Source organism: Chryseobacterium oranimense, assembly GCF_900129755.1.
Classification (GTDB): domain Bacteria; phylum Bacteroidota; class Bacteroidia; order Flavobacteriales; family Weeksellaceae; genus Chryseobacterium; species Chryseobacterium oranimense.
Genome location: NZ_FQWT01000003.1, coordinates 196,396 through 215,141 on the forward strand (window position 1 = coordinate 196,396; position 18,746 = coordinate 215,141).

At 38.8% G+C, this 18,746-nt stretch carries 22 protein-coding genes; 5 read left to right on the forward strand and 17 right to left on the reverse strand.

Features of this window, described 5'->3' with window-relative positions:
- Positions 1–101 precede the first annotated feature (101 nt).
- Positions 102–608: a pyridoxamine 5'-phosphate oxidase family protein gene (locus BUB03_RS11490; RefSeq protein ID WP_073063211.1), complete on the forward strand. Its 507-nt coding sequence runs from the start codon at positions 102–104 to the stop codon at positions 606–608.
- Between the two features lie 126 nt (positions 609–734).
- On the opposite strand, the gene BUB03_RS11495 is transcribed toward BUB03_RS11490, so the two are convergent.
- Positions 735–1,880: an Atu1372/SO_1960 family protein gene (locus BUB03_RS11495; RefSeq protein ID WP_073063213.1), complete on the reverse strand. Its 1,146-nt coding sequence runs from the start codon at positions 1,878–1,880 to the stop codon at positions 735–737.
- A gap of 69 nt (positions 1,881–1,949) precedes the next feature.
- Here BUB03_RS11495 and BUB03_RS11500 point away from each other — a divergent pair, with 69 nt between their 5' ends.
- Positions 1,950–2,750 carry an AraC family transcriptional regulator gene (locus BUB03_RS11500; RefSeq protein ID WP_073063216.1) on the forward strand — a complete coding sequence of 267 codons (801 nt, stop codon included), beginning with the start codon at positions 1,950–1,952 and terminating at the stop codon, positions 2,748–2,750.
- A gap of 1 nt (position 2,751) precedes the next feature.
- Here the strand turns inward: BUB03_RS11500 and BUB03_RS11505 are convergent, their stop codons facing one another.
- The 10 genes from BUB03_RS11505 to BUB03_RS11550 all read right to left on the reverse strand — a co-directional run bounded on the left by BUB03_RS11505 (position 2,752) and on the right by BUB03_RS11550 (position 10,702).
- The gene (locus tag BUB03_RS11505) at positions 2,752–3,408 is read right to left on the reverse strand and encodes a DUF6766 family protein (protein ID WP_073063219.1); all 657 of its coding nucleotides are present in this window, start codon (positions 3,406–3,408) and stop codon (positions 2,752–2,754) included.
- Between the two features lie 68 nt (positions 3,409–3,476).
- The gene (locus BUB03_RS11510; protein WP_073063222.1) at positions 3,477–4,223 is read right to left on the reverse strand and encodes an SDR family oxidoreductase; all 747 of its coding nucleotides are present in this window, start codon (positions 4,221–4,223) and stop codon (positions 3,477–3,479) included.
- Between the two features lie 7 nt (positions 4,224–4,230).
- Positions 4,231–4,731, reverse strand: a complete 501-nt coding sequence (locus BUB03_RS11515) for a CinA family protein (RefSeq protein WP_073063224.1) — start codon at positions 4,729–4,731, stop codon at positions 4,231–4,233.
- A gap of 37 nt (positions 4,732–4,768) precedes the next feature.
- Positions 4,769–6,901, reverse strand: coding sequence for a catalase (locus BUB03_RS11520; RefSeq protein WP_073063227.1), 2,133 nt, complete (start codon positions 6,899–6,901; stop codon positions 4,769–4,771).
- A gap of 46 nt (positions 6,902–6,947) precedes the next feature.
- Positions 6,948–7,349, reverse strand: a complete 402-nt coding sequence (locus tag BUB03_RS11525) for a hypothetical protein (RefSeq protein ID WP_040995198.1) — start codon at positions 7,347–7,349, stop codon at positions 6,948–6,950.
- A gap of 14 nt (positions 7,350–7,363) precedes the next feature.
- The gene (locus tag BUB03_RS11530) at positions 7,364–7,666 is read right to left on the reverse strand and encodes a hypothetical protein (RefSeq protein WP_073063230.1); all 303 of its coding nucleotides are present in this window, start codon (positions 7,664–7,666) and stop codon (positions 7,364–7,366) included.
- 285 nt (positions 7,667–7,951) lie between these two features.
- Positions 7,952–8,566, reverse strand: a complete 615-nt coding sequence (locus BUB03_RS11535) for a Crp/Fnr family transcriptional regulator (RefSeq protein ID WP_228417849.1) — start codon at positions 8,564–8,566, stop codon at positions 7,952–7,954.
- Between the two features lie 58 nt (positions 8,567–8,624).
- Positions 8,625–9,221 carry a Crp/Fnr family transcriptional regulator gene (locus tag BUB03_RS11540; RefSeq protein WP_040995201.1) on the reverse strand — a complete coding sequence of 199 codons (597 nt, stop codon included), beginning with the start codon at positions 9,219–9,221 and terminating at the stop codon, positions 8,625–8,627.
- Between the two features lie 291 nt (positions 9,222–9,512).
- Positions 9,513–9,734: a hypothetical protein gene (locus BUB03_RS11545; RefSeq protein ID WP_040995203.1), complete on the reverse strand. Its 222-nt coding sequence runs from the start codon at positions 9,732–9,734 to the stop codon at positions 9,513–9,515.
- 83 nt (positions 9,735–9,817) lie between these two features.
- A complete protein-coding gene (locus tag BUB03_RS11550; protein WP_073063232.1) occupies positions 9,818–10,702 on the reverse strand; it encodes a DMT family transporter in 885 nt (294 codons plus the stop codon).
- Positions 10,703–10,794: 92 nt separating this feature from the next.
- On the opposite strand from BUB03_RS11550, the gene BUB03_RS11555 reads away from it, so the two are divergent.
- On the forward strand, positions 10,795–12,207 hold the full coding sequence (locus BUB03_RS11555) for an aminotransferase-like domain-containing protein (protein ID WP_073063235.1): 1,413 nt from the start codon (positions 10,795–10,797) through the stop codon (positions 12,205–12,207).
- A gap of 2 nt (positions 12,208–12,209) precedes the next feature.
- On the opposite strand, the gene BUB03_RS11560 is transcribed toward BUB03_RS11555, so the two are convergent.
- From BUB03_RS11560 to BUB03_RS11580, 5 genes are all read right to left on the reverse strand, one after another.
- Complete coding sequence (locus BUB03_RS11560; protein WP_040995208.1) at positions 12,210–12,803, reverse strand: Crp/Fnr family transcriptional regulator; 594 nt, start codon at positions 12,801–12,803, stop codon at positions 12,210–12,212.
- The gene (gene ytxJ / locus BUB03_RS11565) at positions 12,803–13,183 is read right to left on the reverse strand and encodes a bacillithiol system redox-active protein YtxJ (RefSeq protein ID WP_040995210.1); all 381 of its coding nucleotides are present in this window, start codon (positions 13,181–13,183) and stop codon (positions 12,803–12,805) included. The genes BUB03_RS11560 and ytxJ overlap by 1 nt, the downstream gene beginning before the upstream one ends.
- Complete coding sequence (locus tag BUB03_RS11570) at positions 13,180–13,641, reverse strand: DUF1569 domain-containing protein (RefSeq protein ID WP_228417851.1); 462 nt, start codon at positions 13,639–13,641, stop codon at positions 13,180–13,182. Before BUB03_RS11570 ends, ytxJ begins: the two co-directional genes overlap by 4 nt.
- Positions 13,635–14,171 (reverse strand): YfiT family bacillithiol transferase, encoded by a 537-nt coding sequence (locus BUB03_RS11575; RefSeq protein ID WP_073063238.1) that lies wholly within the window; start codon positions 14,169–14,171, stop codon positions 13,635–13,637. Before BUB03_RS11575 ends, BUB03_RS11570 begins: the two co-directional genes overlap by 7 nt.
- A gap of 160 nt (positions 14,172–14,331) precedes the next feature.
- On the reverse strand, positions 14,332–15,474 hold the full coding sequence (locus tag BUB03_RS11580) for a DEAD/DEAH box helicase (RefSeq protein ID WP_073063241.1): 1,143 nt from the start codon (positions 15,472–15,474) through the stop codon (positions 14,332–14,334).
- Between the two features lie 169 nt (positions 15,475–15,643).
- On the opposite strand from BUB03_RS11580, the gene pncA reads away from it, so the two are divergent.
- Entirely contained in the window at positions 15,644–16,249 is a 606-nt protein-coding gene (pncA, locus tag BUB03_RS11585; protein WP_040995216.1) for a bifunctional nicotinamidase/pyrazinamidase, read from the forward strand.
- A 101-nt stretch (positions 16,250–16,350) separates the two neighbouring features.
- Here the strand turns inward: pncA and BUB03_RS11590 are convergent, their stop codons facing one another.
- Positions 16,351–17,529 (reverse strand): pseudouridine synthase, encoded by a 1,179-nt coding sequence (locus BUB03_RS11590; RefSeq protein ID WP_040995217.1) that lies wholly within the window; start codon positions 17,527–17,529, stop codon positions 16,351–16,353.
- A 101-nt stretch (positions 17,530–17,630) separates the two neighbouring features.
- Here BUB03_RS11590 and aroB point away from each other — a divergent pair, with 101 nt between their 5' ends.
- Positions 17,631–18,677 (forward strand): 3-dehydroquinate synthase, encoded by a 1,047-nt coding sequence (gene aroB, locus BUB03_RS11595; protein ID WP_073063243.1) that lies wholly within the window; start codon positions 17,631–17,633, stop codon positions 18,675–18,677.
- The last annotated feature ends 69 nt before the right edge of the window (positions 18,678–18,746 follow it).

Here is an 18,746-nt window from a genome sequence, read left to right on the forward strand (position 1 = left end):
GTCAGGTATTTGAATATTTTAATGAATAAAAATAGCTGATATTCAATTCCCGGAATTCAGTTTTTATTCAGTTTTCAATATCAATCACTAAATATATTATTATGTCAACACAAAACTTAACCCATCTTGAGGCCATTAAAAAGATTAAAGAACTGTCGGAAAAAGCAAGAATATGCATGTTCTGTACAGAACTTGATACCGTTCCTGTAAATTCCCGCCCCATGACCCTGCAGGAAACAGATGACAGCGGAAATCTATGGTTTATCAGCAGCGGAACAAGTAATAAAAACTTTGAAATAAAGGAAGACCGCAGAGTACAGCTGTTTTTTATGAACAACAGTGACTCCCAATACCTTTCCGTATATGGTGAAGCATCTGTTTATAAAGATAAAGCCACTATTGAAGAGAAATGGTCGCCTATGGCTAAAGCATGGTTTGACGGAAAGGATGACCCGGACGTTACCATTATCCGCTTAGAGCCTAAAGAAACTTATTATTGGGATACAAAAGCAGGAAAACTTGTAAGCCTGTTCAGTTTTGTAACAGCTGCCATTACCGGAATTAAAACAGATAATTCGGATGGTGTGGAAGGCAATGCGGTTATTTGAAAAAAATAAAAAAGCCGGAATTCCCGGTTTCTTAGAATAATATTCAATGTATTAAGTTAGTCTGAAAAATTGCTGGCAGCCCATAACTTTGGACTGCCAGTAGTTTTTATATATTAATACATGAAATTATTCCACCTCAAAAACAGCCTGAATTTCCACAGGTGAATTCACAGGAATAGATGAAGCTCCCAGCGTGGCTCTGGCATGTTTCCCTTTTTCTCCGAAAATGTCTACTGTAAGATCTGAAGCAACATTCATCAGATCCGCATGTTGGGTATAATCATCTTTAGTATTGAAAATCCCTGTAAGCTGCACACATTGCTTTACTTTATTCAGGTCACCACCTACAGCTTCTTTTAAAACAGCTATAACGTTAAGCATCGTAACTTTTGTAGCTTCTTTTACATGATTTTCATTAACGTTCACCCCTAATTTACCGGGATTTAAAATCTTGCCGTCTTTCAAAGCAACCTGATTAATGAATACCAGATTCCCGGAGCGTACATAAGGTTTGTAATTCCCGGCAGGCTGCGGAACCTGTGGCAGGATAATATTTTTCTGCTTTAGCAGTTCATTGATATCCCGAGATTGTTCTGAATTCGCCGCTATTACCTGTTTCTTAGTAAACGTACCTTTCAGGGTCAAAGCCGTTTTAGCAAAATTCCTTCCCTGAAGTTCTGCCAGTCCGCGTTCGTCTTTTGTTGGTCTTTCAACATCTTTCAATGATGCCATGCTTGTTATTCCTAACACAGTATTTCCCTGGGGAATACTTTTGTTAACCGTCTCATTTCCTCTGATTCCATTGGATACCAGCACCATTCCGTGAACCGCAAGGCTGTTCCAGAAGGCATTCAGTGCAAGCTCCTTTCCTGCCCCGCTACCCGCAGACATGAAAACCGTTGCAGGCATACCTTCCAGGGCATGATTCGTCCACAAGTTAACCGTTTTCGATAGAAACTCGCTCATTCCTGTACTGATATTGCCGAAATAAACAGGAGATCCGAAAGCAATTCCATCATAGGATGGCAGTTCATCCACTGAAGCTATGGGGATATTCTTCAGTTTTGGATTTTGGGCTTCTTTAACCTGTTTAATGATGGCTGTTGCGTTTTTGCCGCTTTCTATGCCGGATGCTATTTCTTTGGCCAGTTCATAGGTTCCGCCGTTGTCTGAATGGATGAGAACCAGGATTCTGGCTTTGTTTTCCTGTGCCATAACTGTTGTGATTTTCAGTAATAAGATTAATACAAAAACTGTACTTAGTTTTTTCATTTTTAGCTGGATAAATAATTACCATACAAAATTAGTATTGTCGTTTTTATTAAATTTGCCAAAAACTTTATGCAGAACGACACTGTGAAATGCGGTTTATCGGAACAGAACGACAGCAGATTTATAGATACTATTGAAAAGGAAGCTTACGTATGGTGCGAGACAGACTGGAAACATGACGATCATGAGCATTCCCATCAACGTTCACAGCTTACATTTGTGGAAGAAGGTTACCAGTATTTCCATATCGATCAGAAGATCTATATTGTCCCGCAGCACCATGTTATATGGATTCCTTCCGGTAAAGCGCACAGGATTTCTTCAGAAGCAAGAACAGTTAATTTAATGGTCTTTCTGTTCAAAAGTGTTTTTGCCGATGAATTCTATCGACATATTCATATTTTTACAGCTCCTACGGTCTTGAAGGAAATGCTTCTGTATGCTTCCAAATGGAATCAGCTGACTGAAAAAGATGAGGAACAGGATGTATTTTTTAAAGCGATTTTAAAAAGCCTTCCCAACTTCTGCCGGGAAAGCAGCTTTCTTGAAATTCCTGTCCCGTCCGACGCACGACTTATTCCTGTTTGTACCTATATCGATTCCAATTTCAAATACAGCCTCAATACAGCAGATCTGGCAGAAAAAGCGCAAATATCTGTAAGAAGCCTACAGAGAATTTTTAAAAGTGAAACCGGAATTACGCTTCAGAAATATCTTCAGCTTGTAAGGATATTAAAAAGTATTGAGCTGATGGATACAGGCCGGTATACTTTAAGCCAGATAGCCTATAAGGTCGGATACCAGAGTCTTTCTGCTTTTACATCTTCTTACTATTCAATTATGAAAAGCAAGCCCAAAGTAAAAAAATAAGCTAAGGGGTTTCGTCATGTGCCATATCCACTGGCTTGGATTCCGGTGATCCTTTTTCACGGAGCCAGATAGACAGGATAACTATTGAAGCTACTGCCAAAAATTCGCTCTGCCAGTTCTGAAAAGATTCGAACCAGAACCTGGATTCTGAAATATACTCAACCGCAGTTGTCTGAGGCTCATTTTTAGCTTTCTGCTCTTCATTAAAATCTTTCATGCTGCCATAAAAATGCATTCCGAAACTTAGTATAAACAGGATGGCAAAAGCTATGGATAAGGAATGCTTATAAAGGCTAAGCCATATTCCTCCTTTTTTTACCGGCCAGGGCGCTTTTGGATGGGCTTCAGGCTCCTTATCCACCTCTTCTTCTCCTTCGAGGGATTTGGATTCACTGGAACCTTTCTGCCTCAGGGAAACTGTCAGCAGAATATAAAGCATCATCTGCAGGAATTCACTTTCCCAGTTTTCAAAGGTTGCCTGTATAAAATGTCCGCTGTGAATATAAGTTGCCAAACTGAGTTGCGGGCTGCCCTCTTCAGCCAGTTCCTTATTCAGGGTGGTCCAGCCGGTAAAGAACTGTCCCGCAAGACAGGAAAGCATTAATACAATTAAAGCAATACTTAAACTATTACGGTAAAAGAAACTTTTTTTAGACATAAACCACAAGTTTGAAATGTAAGATTTAAAAACTCTTAATCTAATGCTTGAACGGCTTGTTATGAAATCTACCCGTTAACCACCAGACCACCATTCGGATGGATCACCTGCCCGGTAATCTGAGCAGCTCCGCTTCCTGCGAGAAATAAAAAGCTGGCCGCCACTTCTTCGGGGGTAGCATTTCTTTCGAAAGGTGGTTTGTTGGGGTCTTCCTCCTCTTCCCCGAAAGTTTCTTTGGTAAGCGGTGTGGCAACGGGTCCAGGGGCTACCGCATTAATGCGTATGCCTTTAGATTTTGCCTGCAATGCCAGGGAACGGGTGAAAGATACAATAGCGCCTTTTGTAGCAGAGTAATCCAGCAGTTCGGGGTGTCCCTGATAAGCAGTGGCAGAAGTCGTATTGATGACAGAGCTTCCCTCTTTCAAATAAGGGAAAACCACTTTTGTAAGCAGGATCATCCCTATAATATTGGAATCAAAGGTTTTTCTGATATTTTTTTCCTCGAGTTCTCTTATATTTTCTGCAGGAAACTGTACTCCTGCATTATTGATCAGGATATCAATGCCGCCAAATGTAGCAACCACCTGTTTTACAGTCTCTTCACAGAAATCATAATCATTGATATCACCTCCAAAAATAATGCATTTTCTTCCCAGTTTTTCAATTTCTTTTTTTACTTTTTCCGCATCATCATCGTCTGTATGATAGATAATGGCAATATCAGCTCCTTTCTGTGCAAAAAGTAATGCTGTTGCCTTACCTATTCCGCTGTCTGCTCCCGTAATAAGAACTGATTTGTCTTTTAAATCATCCATCTGAAAATTATTTTAAGATTAAAAGCTGGTTAATTTCACTTTTAAAGCATCCAAGGATAAATTCCGTATAATACAGCTGGGCATTCAAAGCCTGTGTTTTGGGATGCAACTCAAGTTTTTTGGTAAGAATGATCTCTCCTTTATAGGAAAAGGCAAAGTAGGCAAAGATTTTATAAGATGAGTTTCTGATGGGTGTACAGTAGCCCGTTGTAGCAATAGACCAGTCTGAGTTAAACATTTTTGCCACGTTAAGCGCCATGGTCCTTGCGATATTTTCTGATACGCAGTCACATTCTTCCGCTTCTTCCCTTTCCACATTCAGCAGCTTTACTTTTTGAGGCAGTGTGTAGGCCGTAACGCCTCCGTTGTAAAACAGGGAGGCATTCGGCATTTGGGAAAAAGCCAGTTGAAGACATCCGGAAGTAACGCTTTCTGCAATAGAAATAGTTTCATCTGCCGTCATAAGAAAATGACTTATATATTCTAAAAGACTTTTTTGAAATTCCATAATTTTAATATTTAATGGTGTGAAGGTGTGTGGTGATTTATCTGTTTCTTTCCTGCTCCAGCTCCCAAACTCTGTGGGCAGCTACAGCTTTAATAAACTGTTCATCGGAACCGCCGTCTTTTTCAGCAATTACAGCAGGATCTTCGTGCTGCTTCATGGCAATATTACTGTTGTCATAAAGAGCGTCTGTACCATTCCCGAAATAAATGGCTTTGCAATGCTTATAAGCTTCATTAATGAAACGCAGGGAAAGGTGTTTGTTTTCCGGCCCCATGAGCTCCTGTGCAGATTTTTCTCCGGCGCTGATATATAAAGCATCAAAACATACGCTGGCAATGCTTGTAAGAGAATGTTTCGGAATTAATGATCCGTCCGTTGTTTTAATAGGAGCTAAACTTGGTGCTATAAGCTCTACTTTGGCACCTTCTGCTTCCAGTTTTGTTTTTAAACCATTAAGAAGAGTACCATCTGCACCATTGGCTGCAATGAAGCCTATTTTCCTGCTTTTAATGGTATCTTTAATGGTGTTTTTCATGCTTAATGCTTCGGATACCCTGGTCTTAGGCTCTCTTTCTTCACTTTGAAGTTCAGCAGGATCAGCATCTGCAGGAATGCTTTGGTTAGGCTGTTTCAGCTTTTTGACTTTTACTCCTAATTTTCCGGCTACTTTATTAGCCAGGGTATCATCGATGAAGGCCAGCTGACCCACCATTCTTTCCCTGATCTCAGGGATCGTAACTTTTGAAAGTTCAAAAACCAGAGCGTTCTGAATATGGATTTGTTCCGGAGCCGACTGACTGTTGTAAAACAGTTTTGCCTGTGAATAATGGTCTACAAAGCTTTGGCTTCTTTTTCTGACTTTTTCGCCGGAAACTCTTTCTTCCTGGGAAGTAAATCCGCCTTCTGACATCATGGCCTGGAAAGGACATCCTCCACCGATAGAATTGGGTTCATAGCTTACTTTTCCTTTGGCAATCTGCTGTCTCATATGGCCATCACGCTGATTGTTATGAACCGTATTCACAGATCTGTTGATAGGAATTTCATGGAAATTGGGTGATCCCAATCTTGACAGCTGGGTATCGGTATAGGAAAATAGTCTTCCCTGAAGCAGCGGGTCATTCGTAAAGTCGATGCCGGGAACAACATGTCCGGGATGAAAGGCTACCTGCTCTGTTTCTGCAAAGAAATTTTCCGGATTTTTGTTAAGGGTCAAAGTTCCGACAAGCTGTACGGGAACTTCTTCTTCGGGAATAATTTTGGTAGGATCAAGAAGGTCAAAATCAAATTTGTGTTCGTCTTCTTCAGGAACCAGCTGTACTCCGAAATCCCATTCCGGAAAAGCTCCGCTTTCGATGGCTTCCCATAAATCTCTTTTATGAAAATCGGGATCTACCCCTGAAATTCTCTGGGCTTCATCCCAGGCTACCGAATGGACTCCCAGCTTGGGTTTAAAATGGAATTTAACGAAATGGACTTTTCCTTCTTCATTAATCAATTTAAAGGAATGCACCCCGAATCCTTCCATCATTCTCAGACTTCGCGGGATGGCTCTGTCGCTCATCAGCCACATGATCATGTGTGAACTTTCCGGCATCAGGGAAATAAAATCCCAAAATGTGTCGTGGGCAGAAGCTGCCTGCGGAATTTCATTGTCAGGTTCCGGTTTTACGGCATGAACAAGGTCCGGGAATTTAATGGCATCCTGGATGAAAAAAACGGGCATATTATTCGCTACAAGGTCATAATTTCCCTCTTCGGTATAAAATTTTACGGCAAAACCTCTTACATCCCTTGCCAGATCAGTACTTCCTTTGCTTCCTGCAACGGTTGAAAACCTTACAAAAACAGGAGTTTCCGTCCCGACTTTTGATAGAAATTTCGCTTTGGTATAAGCACTAAGACTTTTGTTTAATTTAAAAACACCATGTGCTCCTGAGCCTCTTGCATGAACGACTCTTTCAGGGATTCTTTCGTGGTCGAAATGGGTTATTTTCTCCCTTAGAATAAAGTCTTCCAGCAGCGTTGGCCCTCTGTCGCCGGCCTTTAATGAATCCTGGTTATTGTTGATTCTTAACCCCTGGTTGGTAGTCAGTTTTTCGTTTTCATTAGAAGTACTGTACGCATCCAGCTGGTCTAACTTTTTGTTGTTCTGAGTGTCGTTTTTCATATCGCTTTATCTTTTAATGTGGTGTGAAGGTTTAAAAAAAGTCAAACTAAATCTTTTGCAGATCATTCCGCTCCTGTCCTGTTTTTTCCAGGGTACTTAGCAGCTTATTGAGATATTCTTCTTCTTTTAATACTTTATAATAGGCTGTTTTGGCATATAGAGTAAAGGAAGAATTTTCAATGCTTATTTCTGTATCTCTATTTCCGGGAGAAATAGTCTTTTGCCCATGATATTCGCGGATATTCAAAATGTATTCGTTGATATAAGTGTCGATTACATTTTTCAGGATATCGCATTTAGCGTTATTTTTTATCTTTTCCAATGATTTGATCAGAAAAGCGGTAACTCCGTAAGAATTGATCACACTTGGAAATAGGGATTCATTCTCTATCATATTGTTTTTATCATTCAATCCGGAATATTTTAAAGTGTCGTTTTCAAAAATCATATTCGCAACGGTTATTAGTTATCAGAATTTTTTAAATATTTCTCGAAATAGTGAAGATCTTCTTTGTTTTTTATTGAAAGATAAAACATGATCTGTTCCGGTTCTTTCAGCCCTATACTGCTAAAGCAGTCGAAATGTGCAATCAGTGCCTGAATATTCTCAATCTCAATATCTTTCAGAATAACAAATAATAAAAAAATATTATCCTTTATTTCCTTGGCATACACAGCGGCACCATCCTCAAACCAGTCTCCTTTGTTGGAAACCTTAATAAAATCTTTATGCTTCAGGTCTTTTATGATTTTCTGACAATCCATATCTTTGAGTTTTGTGGTTATATAAAATCCTTCAGAAGAAGTTTTATTATTTCAACATCAATTTCTATGAACTGTTGTTATTTTCAGTATTTGCAACTAAAATTTAAATGAATAGCATATCCTGCTGTTCAATATTATACAGCAAAATTTGGATAGAATAATTTACCTAAAAGCCAAAAGCCTTTAACTGCCCTTACTGGGGTCTTAAGAATTGTGTTGAAACTTGCTATCTCAAATATACGCCTGAATAATTCACTTTTTTATGACCTTAATCATATAAATCGGCTAATAGAGAATTTTCCTGTTTTCTATGGTAATATTCCCTTCTTTTTCCATTTTTTTTAAAACTCTGATCACTGTTTCTACCCGGAGCCCCACCAGATTGGCTATCTGCTGTCTTGTAAGTTCTACATGGAAACAGTTGCTACAGTCTTCATCATGGTAGCTCTTAAGGTAATCGAGGAGCCCGGTAAGCCTTGATACTGGGTTCAGGGATGCCATACTCTGCAGCATGATTGCTTTGAAATAAAGCCTTTGAGAAAGACATGCATTCATTTCCAAAGAAAGTTTGAGATCCGTTTTTATTAATTTCAGAAACTGATCTTTTGGAACCCTTATAATTTGTGAAGGGCTGATGCACATTGCATTTGTCGGGTAAAACTTATCCAAAAAGAGCAGTGAATCCCCAAAGCTCTGTTTTCCTGCAAAAATATTATGGATGAATTCTTTTCCTTCATCGTCATAATTGTTAAGTTTCACTTTTCCTTCTATAATCTGGAAATAATAAAGGGCATGGTCTCCTTCCCTGTATATAAGTTCCCCTTTTTTATATTGCTTGATCTCTCCTCCGTATGAATATAGCACCTCTTCGTCTATGTTCATGCAGCTTATTGTTTTCATAAGTACTTCTTTAAATGTTCAATAAAAAATAGTGAAATTAATTATTGAAAACCACTTTTTAATATAAAATTTTTCGATCCCTGATCTGCACAATTTTATTTTTCTCCATATCCTTAATGGTTCTTATCGCCGTTTCTACCCTTAATCCCGTAAGGCTGGCCATTTGCTGCCTTGTAAAAGGCACCATGAAAGAATAGGGACGCTCATCTTCATGAAAGCTTTTAAGATAATCCATTAATCCTTTAAGCCTTACCATTGGGCTTTGGGAAGAAATATTCTGCATCATGACAAATTTGTAATACAGTCTTTGTGATAAAAAGCCACTGATTTCCATGCACAATTCTGCAGATGAATTTAATAAGTTAAAAAAAGCAGACTTATGAAGCCTTAAAATGACACATTTGGTGAGTGCCTGGGCATTCACAGGGTAAGGCTTATTGATGAAAAGAATAGCCTCTCCGCAACTGTGACCTTCAGAAAGTATATTCTGTATAAACTCTTTCCCTTCGTCATTATAATTGTTTAGTTTCACCTCTCCCTGGGTGATCTGATAATAATACATCGGGGTTTCCCCTTCATTGAATAGATATTCCGAGGGTTTATAGTGTCTGATTTCCGCCCCCGCTGAATACAGAATGTTTTCGTCAATAACCATAATATTTTTTTATTTTTTAATCTTCTGTAAAACCAATCTTAGTAAAAAATATATTGGGAACGATTCCGTATGCTTATGCAAAAATCGAGCCTTTACATTGTAAATAAGGTTAAAAATTTTAAAAAAATACAGCAATAATAACAAATTATTTAATTATCAGTACGATATCCATTTAATAACATACAATATTTAAGGAATAATGTAAATACATGAAAAACCGATCCTGCCAGAAATCTGAAGGATACAAAAACCCGCTCCTAAAAAACGGGTTTAAATCTATGACGGTAAAACTTATTTTTTGGTTGTTCTCGCGGAATCCATTTTTCTTACACTTGCCGTATCACCGGTTCGCATAGTATCTGCAGGCATAGGATTAGCCGGAGCAGTCATGGTGTCTGAAGGCATTGTATCGACAACTGTACTGTCGGATACTGTTGTATTATCCACTTTGGTTTCCTTTTTACAACTTAATACGGTTAAGCCTAAAAGCATTAATAATAGGGTAAATTTCATAATTTTATTTTTTGGTGTGGTTCAAAGGTAATCTATTCCATTTTGTAAAAACTATGATTTGAATCATAATCTTTTATTTTTAATTATTTCACAAATTTTTTAGTTCCAGCGACACATAAAATAACTCCAATAGTAACAAACAGCATCCCGATACTCACCTGCTCATGGAGAAAGTAAGCGGCAAGACCAAGCCCGAAGAAAGGCTGCAAAAGCTGCAGCTGCCCTACTGTTGCAATACCACCCTGTGCCAGACCTTTATACCAAAAGATAAAACCTATGAACATACTGAAAAGAGAAATATAAGCCATGCCAAACCACCCCTGAAAACTTACCGTCTCAATATGCTCCGGAAAGTAAATAAAAAATAAAGGAATCATAACTGGCAGCGCCAATACCAAAGCCCAGGAAATTACCTGCCAGCCGCCTAATGTTTTAGACAGTTTCGCGCCCTCCGCATATCCCATACCACATAAGATAACGGCAAGCAGCATAAGAATATCGCCTACCGGTGAAGCAGATATCCCTTGTGACACAGCATATCCGATAACTAAAAGGCTTCCTACTACCGAAAAAAACCAAAATACAGGATGAGGCCTTTCTCCACCACGGAAAACACCGAATACCGCAGTTGCCAGAGGAAGCATTCCCAGAAATACAATGGAATGAGCTGAAGTTAAATACTGAAGTGCCAGCGCAGAAAGAAGCGGAAAACCAATCACACAGCCTAAAGAAACCAAAGCTAAAGGAACCAGCTGTTCCTTGACAGGACGTTTTTCTTTGCCTATCCATAAAACGACAAAAGCAAGTATCCCTGCAATAGCGGCACGCACGATGGTGACAAAAATCGGGCTCATTTCCATTACCGCTAATTTGGTCGCTGGTAATCCGCCACTAAATAATACTACGCCAATAAAGCCGTTGATCCAGCCACTTATATTCTCATCTTTAGATATTTTTTCAGTTAGCATTCTTATATTTTTTTAATTACTCAAAATTAGAAAGGAGAAACGGATAAACACAGTCTCAGTTTTGTATATTTGCATGAGCACAGTTTAGAAAAATGAGTAAAGAATTTATATATACAGAAATTGCTGACGGAATTGCTTCCCAGATCAGAAACGGTGTATTGAAAGCCGGTGACAGGCTCCCTTCCGTGAGAATGATGTGCCAGGAACACCAGGTAAGCATGAATACGGCAAAACGGGTTTTCCTGGAGCTTGAATCCCAGTCTTTAATTGAATCCAAGCCCCAGTCAGGATATTTTGTCAGCAGACTGATGTCTGTAAAGCTTCCCCTTCCTGAAATAAGCCGCCCCTCACTGATTGCCAATAATGATGAGCCGGATGAACTGATCAGCAAAGTATATGAAAACATGGGCAAAAAAGGGATTACCTTTTTCTCTATAGGAATTCCTTCAGGAGATCTTCTGCCACAGGCTAAATTAAAAAAAGAGATCATCAATGCCACCCGTGAACTGAAAGAAGGCGGAACTGAATATGAAGAACTGCAGGGTAACTTAAAACTGAGAAGAATGATTGCTGTGAGATCGTTACAATGGGGAGGCAATCTCAGCGAAAATGATTTGGTTACTACAAACGGCGGAATGAATGCACTCTCTTTCTGCCTTATGGCCCTTGGAAAACCAGGCGATACGATTGCCATTGAAAGCCCTTGCTATCCGGGTATCCTTCAGCTTGCCAATGGATTGGGACTGAATGTTCTTGAACTCCCCACCCACCCGACTACAGGAATTGAAATTGATGCACTGAGAAGAGTAATTCCGCAAATTAACCTGTGTCTGCTGATTCCTAATTTCAACTCACCGCTGGGAAGCTGTATGCCGGATGAGAATAAAAAAGAAATTGTAAGAATCCTTTCTGAAAACAATATCCCTTTAATAGAAGATGATGTATACGGGGATCTTTATTTTGGTTCCAGCCGTCCGAAATGCTGTAAATCTTTTGATAAGGATGGAAATGTACTGTATTGCAGCTCAATCTCGAAAACTTTGGCTCCGGGGTACCGTGTAGGATGGATTGCTCCTGGAAAATACAAGGATAAGGTGATGAAACTTAAGTTGCTTCATTCTACTTCATCCATTTCTATCGTTAATGAAGCAGTGGCGAATTTCCTTAAATCCGGACGCTATGAAAAGCATCTTCAGCAAATGCGCCGGGCACTTCAGAATAATTACCAGAATTATGTGCAGACCATTGCAGACTACTTTCCTGAAGGCACAAAAACAAGCCGCCCGCAGGGAGGTCTTTCCCTATGGGTGGAATTTGATAAAGGCATCCGTACTACTGAGCTTTACGATCTGGCTATCAAACAAAATATAAGTATAGCACCCGGCAGGATGTTTACCCTTCAGAATCAGTTTGAAAACTGTATGCGCTTATGTATCGGCCTTCCCTGGACGGAAGAAACAAAATTATGTTTGCAGCAGGTTGGAAATCTGGCCAAAAAGATCTGATCTTATCTGTCTGGAACAAAGTTCTTGCGGGCCAGTTCTTTTCTTACCCTGCTCAGGCTTTCCGGGGTGATGCCGAGATAAGAGGCAATCATCCATTGCGGAACTCTCAGAAGCAGATCAGGATACATCTTGATAAACTTCATATACCTTTCTTCCGCAGTCTCACCCAATAAAGAATTGATCCTGTTTTGAAGACTTCTGATATGCTTCTGCAAAAGAAAGTCACTTCTTTCGATACTGTTAGGAAATTGTTCTACCAGTTTATTGAAGAAGTCGGGATGAAGAAACAGAACTTCCGTATCTTCCACCGCTTCTATATAATAAATAGATTTTTCGTTAAAGTAAAGACTGCTGCGGTCAGAAATGAGCCAGCTTTCAGGCGCAAACTGTATGATATGCTCTTTTCCGTTTTTATCAATGGAATACATTTTCAGCAATCCTTTTTCTACAAAGAATATGTACCTGCATATTTCACCATACTGTAAAAGAAACTGATTTTTAGGAATTTTCTTTACTTCATAGTGTAAGCTGCACGTGTTCACTTTTTCAATAGGAACATTAAGTACTTTAGCTAGATAAGTGTTTATATTCTTCATTATGTGATCTGGCTTGTGGATATATCTTCATGAGATGCGCTGTTGATGACTTTTCCGTCTTCTATTACAATCAACTGCGGACTCTCATGCCTGATTCCAAGGTTTTCAGATATTTTATTTGAAATCAGTCTGTGTTGAAGCAAATCTAAGTAATATAATTCCACTTTATGATCTAAATTATCTATTTCTTTTTCAAAATTTCTCAATACAGTTTTGCTGATGAAGCATCGTGTTGAATGTTTGAAAATAGCAATTTTATGGTGATAGGAATTTTCAATCGCTTTGGCCAGATCTTCCTCAGTTTCCATATTTTTCCAGAAAGATTCACGCTCAGGTTTTTGATTTTCTTTTCCTCCGAATATTTTATCAAAAAAACTCATAGATTAAATTGTTTTAAATGGTGATCCAGATGTTTATACTCTAAAAATCCCCAGTCTTTTTCAGTCATTTTCCCGAATAATTTGTGGCGCTCCGGAAGATTCTGATTCTCAGATAGGGTCCGGAAAGCTTTCATTGTATTCAGCAGATTGGTTTTCGATTCATCAAAATCACATTCAAAATTAACGATTAGTTTTTGAAAAGTAGGCATTTTTGGGGGAATTCCATTATTAAAGATCCGCATTTCCACTTTGGTTATCACTCCTATTGTTCTGAAAAGGATATTAATTTCCGGAAGTTCAACTTGCCTTAAAGCCACCTGTAGCACCAGGTCGCAGTGTTTCAGCATCTGTGAAGCGGTCATCTTTCCCCATCTTCGAGGAGCATTTTCAGTAAGCAGAGAAATTCTGTGAATAATTTCCTCAAAATAAACCGGATTATGCAGGCTTTTCCTTACCACCCCTTTTCTTTCTTCAGATTTTCAATGTGAGCAAAATGATGATTACAATGCCAGACATACATCGCGAGATAGCTTCTCAGGTCGTAATCGCGGTTTTGTTCAGGGTGATGAAAAGTTCTTTCAAATTGTTTATTGGTAAGGCTTTTAAGCAGGGCAGCCCATCTTTGATGAGTCCCTTTTATCATTCTCATGGCAGGTTTTATGGGCATATTTACGCTGTCCTGAAGCTCTGCCCATTTGGCCTCGTCATAAGGTCTTATGGTAGGATTTTCCTCCGTTAATGCCAGTTTAAGACGAATAAAGCTGTTGATATGGCTGTCCGCAATATGATTCACAAGCTGCCGTACCGTCCATCCTCCTTCTCTGTAAGGGGTATCCGGCTGATCATCCGAGAAGTATTCTATTAGGTTTTTAAGCTTTTCCGGAAAGTTTTTGATGACTTTTATATATTCATCAAGTTTGATATCACAAATATTATCAGGCTGCTGGTATTCACCGATAGGAAATTTTTTCTGCTCTAAATTGCTCATTGGAATAGGTTTAATTTTTGGATAGTTTTTAAATGATCAGGCTCGTAAATTTATCAAAAATTCAAGAATCTGAAATGAAGAAAGCATTAATTGTACACAGAAAATTCTATTGAAAAAGCTTCAATCCTGAAATTGAAGCTCTTATTATTTTATTTACAGGCTAATAACCATGCAAGTTAATGCCTTCCGTTCTCTGGAGTGTTACTTTTTTACCCATTTTCTTTTGGATCACCCTGAAATGCTGCAGTTCATCGTCCGTCAGAATACTGATAGCCGTTCCTTTTTCGTTGGCACGGCCAGTTCTTCCGATACGGTGAATATAATCCAAAGGAGAACGCGGAAGTTCGTAATTGATGACACAAGGTAAAGATTCAATATGGATTCCACGGCCAATTAAATCGGTTGCCACTAAAATCTGAGCGCCGTTTACTTTAAATTCTTCTAAATTATTCCTTCGGGCTCCCTGGGATTTCTGACTGTGAATGGCTACTGCTTTTATTTTATTCTTTTTAAGCTTTTCTACCAGATTATCTGCCGATCTTGTAGATGAAACAAATATAAGCGCTTTTTCAACTTTCTTTTCTTTAATCAGGTAACGTAAAAAAGGCCCTTTATTTTCTGGAGAGACATGATAGGCCAGCTGCTCGATATTATCAATCTCAACTTCTTCTTTTTTAATTTCAATGATTACAGGATTGATGGCTAACCGTTCTTTCATTTCAGAAACCTTATCATTTAAAGTTGCTGAAAAAAGAGTGGTTTGCTTTACAACTGGCATCAGAGTGAAAAGTTTATTCATTTCTTCACCAAAGCCTAATTGAAACATTTTGTCCGCCTCATCAATGACCAGATGCTGAATTCCCGAAATACTCAATGCATTATGATCAATTAAGTCCAGCAAACGGCCGGGCGTTGCAATAAGAACCTCCACCCCAAACATTCCTTTCATCTGCGGATTGATAGAAACCCCGCCATAAACCGCCATTGTACGGATTTCACGTTTTAAATTTCCTGTGAAAGCTCTGAAAACTTCATCAATCTGAATGGCTAATTCACGGGTAGGAACCAATATTAAAACCTGAACATTCCGGTCCTTTTTAACTTCCGAGTTTTGTAGTTTTTCCAGAATAGGCATCACAAAACAGGCTGTCTTTCCGGAACCCGTCTGTGCAATTCCCATCAGATCTTTTCCCTGCAGAATAACAGGAACAGCCTTCTCCTGAATAGGAAAAGGTTTCAGATAGCCTAATTTGTTGACAGAACGAATAATATGGTGTGATAATCCTAAAGATTCAAATGACATAAAATATTTATTTACTGCAAAGATAAGCTATTGTATCTGGTATAGCCTTACCCTAATGCTGTAAACAGTTTAATGATTTCTTTCAGAAAAAAAATATTGCCGATTTGGCCGATAATTTATTTTTGGACAGTTTTTTGAGTAATTTTATCAAAATTCGAGAAATCTAAATATGAAAAAAGCGTTAATAATCGTAGATGTACAGAATGATTTCTGTGAAGGCGGTGCATTAGCAGTTCCGGAAGCCAACGAGGTCATTCCTTACATTAATCTTCTGATGGAAGAAAATGAATACGATCAGATCGTTCTCACCCAGGACTGGCACCCGGCCGACCATAAAAGCTTTGCCAGCAATAACAACAGAAAAGTAGGCGAAAGTATCATCCTGAACGGGGTTCCGCAGTTTATGTGGCCGGATCATTGTGTACAGGGAACTTTCGGGGCAGAGTTCCATAAAGACCTGAACAGGGATAAGGTAACCCACATTATTCAGAAAGGGAAAAATACAGAGATCGACAGCTACAGCGGATTTCAGGATAATAACCACTTTATGAAAACCGGGCTGGACGATTTTCTGAAGTATCATGATATCCAGCTTGTTGAAGTAGTCGGCCTTGCTCTGGATTACTGTGTGAAATTTACCTGCCAGGATGCAGTGGCCAATGGTTATATCACTTGTCTCCATTTCAACGGGACAAAAGCAGTGAATGTAAAACCCGATAATGGCAGAGATGCTATTTATGACCTGATCCAGAAAGGAGTTACAGTTTTAGGGTAAAATATAAAAAGTTTGATAAAAATCTTAAACAAAAAAGGCGCAGAAATAAATTTCTGCGCCTTTTAAATTATACTTTCTTAAGCGATTAAAAACTGAGTTTATTAAAGCATCTTAAGATTATTAACTTCCAGTTCTGTAAGGATTCTCCAGTGTCCACGTTTGATATTCTTCTTGGTAAGACCGGCAAACATCACCCTGTCCAGAGCTTCCACTTCATATCCAAGTCTTTGGAAAATTCTTCTGATCACACGGTTCCATCCGATATGAATTTCAATCCCGACTTCATTTTTCGGCTTTCCTTCGATGAAAGAAATCTGGTCTACAACGGCTACGCCTTCATCCAGACGGATTCCCTCCACAATCAGTTTCATGTCTTCATGGGTAAGTTTTTTATCCAGTGTTACATGATAGATTTTTTTGGCATCAAAAGAAGGATGGGTAAGTTTTTTCGTCATATGTCCGTCGTTCGTTAAAAGAATAACCCCTGTGGTGGAACGGTCCAGCCTTCCTACAGGAAACAGACGGTATGGCGATGCATTGGCCACCAGATCCATTACGGTTTTTCTGGCTTTATCATCCTTGGTTGTAGAGATATATCCTTTTGGCTTATTCAAAAGTACATATACCGGCTTTTCAGGAGTAATCCCCTGCCCGTCGAATACAACTTTATCTGTCTTCTGAACCTGGTACCCCATTTCAGTTACAACCTGTCCGTTTACTTCTACCAGCCCTTGTGTAATCAGTTCGTCAGCTTCTCTTCTGCTGCATATTCCTGAGTTGGCAATATACTTGTTAAGACGGATGGTATCTTTATGAACATCCTTGTCAATCTTGTTTAATCTTCTTTTCTGTACAAAAGATCTTGCCTTGTCATCATTTCTGTCATCCCCGGCGGATGGCCTTCTTCCATATTTCAGGCTGCCTCTTTCATACTTGTCTCTGGTATCAAAATTTTTGCCGCCTTTTTTGGGAGCCGGTTTTCCGAAGCTTTTTCTCTCACGACCTTCACTGGAATTGGTGATGTATGCTCTGCTTTCAGTTTTCGCAGCATCTTCATCTCTGCCGGCAGCATCTGCGCTTCTTTTGAATGGTTTAGATTCAAACCTGGAATTGCTTCCTTTATGGTCGGAATTTCTTTCACCTGCTTTTGGAAAAGGTTTCTTAAAAGGTTTTGATCCTGAAGAATTTCCAGATCTGGAAGCACGAGAATCATCAGAATTGTTTCTTGTTGAAGTTCTTGGTCTTTTCGGTCTTTCTGAATTATTTTTATCTCTGCTCATTCTAAAAATTTCTGCAAAGATAGTAATTTAGTTACGAGTTAAAAATTAAGAATCATAACTTTGCAGAATAGTTCTATTTTAAATTTAAAGAAATTCCAATAATGATAACAATATTAAACGATGAATTTTCTCAATTAAATAACTTCCTTCACGAAAAATCTTTCAGCAAGATCTTTATTTTGGTTGATGAAAACACCCATGAATATTGTCTTCCGGTTCTTTTAGGAAACATGGAAACAGACTTAGGGTTTGAAATTCTGGAAATTGAAGCCGGTGAAGAAATGAAAAATATCAAGACCGCCAACCAGCTTTGGGAGATTCTTACCGAGATGCAGGCGGACAGAAAAGCGCTTGTTATCAATCTTGGTGGTGGTGTTATTACAGATATGGGAGGATTTGTGGCTTCTACCTATAAAAGAGGAATTCAGTTTATTAATATTCCTACTACCCTTTTATCCATGTGTGATGCCTCTATCGGAGGGAAAACAGGGATAGACCTTATGCACTACAAAAATATGGTAGGAACATTTGCCTTCCCTGAACAGATCTTTATTTACCCGAAATTCCTGGAAACTCTTCCGTTTAAAGAATTGCGAAGCGGTTTTGCCGAAATGCTTAAACATGGTCTTATTGCTGACAAAGCCCACTGGGAAAGCCTTATTCAGATTCATAAGCTGGATGTGGATGCAGTAGTTCCTCATATCCAAACTTCAATGGACATCAAACAGGATGTGGTGGAAAAAGATTTCCATGAAAAAAATATAAGAAAAACTTTAAATTTCGGACATACGATCGGACATTCTATCGAAAGCTTGTGCCTTAGCCAGGGAAATCCTATTCTTCATGGTGAAGCCGTCGCAATGGGAATGATCTGTGAAGCACATCTGGCCTATCTTGAAGGTCTTATCCGGAAAGAAGATGCAACAGGCATTATTGAAAACATCCAGAGATACTACCCTTATCTTGATATCAGCGACTTTACAGATGAAAACATCACTGCCCTTCTGCTGAACGATAAAAAAAATACAGACAGTAAAATTAATTTCTCTCTTCTTACCGGAATAGGCTCATGCAACTATGATCACCAATGCAGTCAGGAAAACATTTTGAAATCTCTGGATTTTTACAGGAATATCAATAATGTGTAAATTGTTATTCAAAATCAACACCTTTTCTGTATAATTTTAACGAAGAAGATAATTTAGACTTTTTCTAAA

Bases quoted from the DNA above. Each gene is read 5' to 3' on its own strand.
- BUB03_RS11490 (WP_073063211.1), top strand. From the start codon at position 102: ATGTCAACACAAAACTTAACCCATCTTGAGGCCATTAAAAAGATTAAA.
- BUB03_RS11495 (WP_073063213.1), bottom strand. From the start codon at position 1,880: ATGAAAAAACTAAGTACAGTTTTTGTATTAATCTTATTACTGAAAATC.
- BUB03_RS11500 (WP_073063216.1), top strand. From the start codon at position 1,950: ATGCAGAACGACACTGTGAAATGCGGTTTATCGGAACAGAACGACAGC.
- BUB03_RS11505 (WP_073063219.1), bottom strand. From the start codon at position 3,408: ATGTCTAAAAAAAGTTTCTTTTACCGTAATAGTTTAAGTATTGCTTTA.
- BUB03_RS11510 (WP_073063222.1), bottom strand. From the start codon at position 4,223: ATGGATGATTTAAAAGACAAATCAGTTCTTATTACGGGAGCAGACAGC.
- BUB03_RS11515 (WP_073063224.1), bottom strand. From the start codon at position 4,731: ATGGAATTTCAAAAAAGTCTTTTAGAATATATAAGTCATTTTCTTATG.
- BUB03_RS11520 (WP_073063227.1), bottom strand. From the start codon at position 6,901: ATGAAAAACGACACTCAGAACAACAAAAAGTTAGACCAGCTGGATGCG.
- BUB03_RS11525 (WP_040995198.1), bottom strand. From the start codon at position 7,349: ATGATTTTTGAAAACGACACTTTAAAATATTCCGGATTGAATGATAAA.
- BUB03_RS11530 (WP_073063230.1), bottom strand. From the start codon at position 7,666: ATGGATTGTCAGAAAATCATAAAAGACCTGAAGCATAAAGATTTTATT.
- BUB03_RS11535 (WP_228417849.1), bottom strand. From the start codon at position 8,566: ATGAAAACAATAAGCTGCATGAACATAGACGAAGAGGTGCTATATTCA.
- BUB03_RS11540 (WP_040995201.1), bottom strand. From the start codon at position 9,221: ATGGTTATTGACGAAAACATTCTGTATTCAGCGGGGGCGGAAATCAGA.
- BUB03_RS11545 (WP_040995203.1), bottom strand. From the start codon at position 9,734: ATGAAATTTACCCTATTATTAATGCTTTTAGGCTTAACCGTATTAAGT.
- BUB03_RS11550 (WP_073063232.1), bottom strand. From the start codon at position 10,702: ATGCTAACTGAAAAAATATCTAAAGATGAGAATATAAGTGGCTGGATC.
- BUB03_RS11555 (WP_073063235.1), top strand. From the start codon at position 10,795: ATGAGTAAAGAATTTATATATACAGAAATTGCTGACGGAATTGCTTCC.
- BUB03_RS11560 (WP_040995208.1), bottom strand. From the start codon at position 12,803: ATGAAGAATATAAACACTTATCTAGCTAAAGTACTTAATGTTCCTATT.
- ytxJ (WP_040995210.1), bottom strand. From the start codon at position 13,183: ATGAGTTTTTTTGATAAAATATTCGGAGGAAAAGAAAATCAAAAACCT.
- BUB03_RS11575 (WP_073063238.1), bottom strand. From the start codon at position 14,171: ATGAGCAATTTAGAGCAGAAAAAATTTCCTATCGGTGAATACCAGCAG.
- BUB03_RS11580 (WP_073063241.1), bottom strand. From the start codon at position 15,474: ATGTCATTTGAATCTTTAGGATTATCACACCATATTATTCGTTCTGTC.
- pncA (WP_040995216.1), top strand. From the start codon at position 15,644: ATGAAAAAAGCGTTAATAATCGTAGATGTACAGAATGATTTCTGTGAA.
- BUB03_RS11590 (WP_040995217.1), bottom strand. From the start codon at position 17,529: ATGAGCAGAGATAAAAATAATTCAGAAAGACCGAAAAGACCAAGAACT.
- aroB (WP_073063243.1), top strand. From the start codon at position 17,631: ATGATAACAATATTAAACGATGAATTTTCTCAATTAAATAACTTCCTT.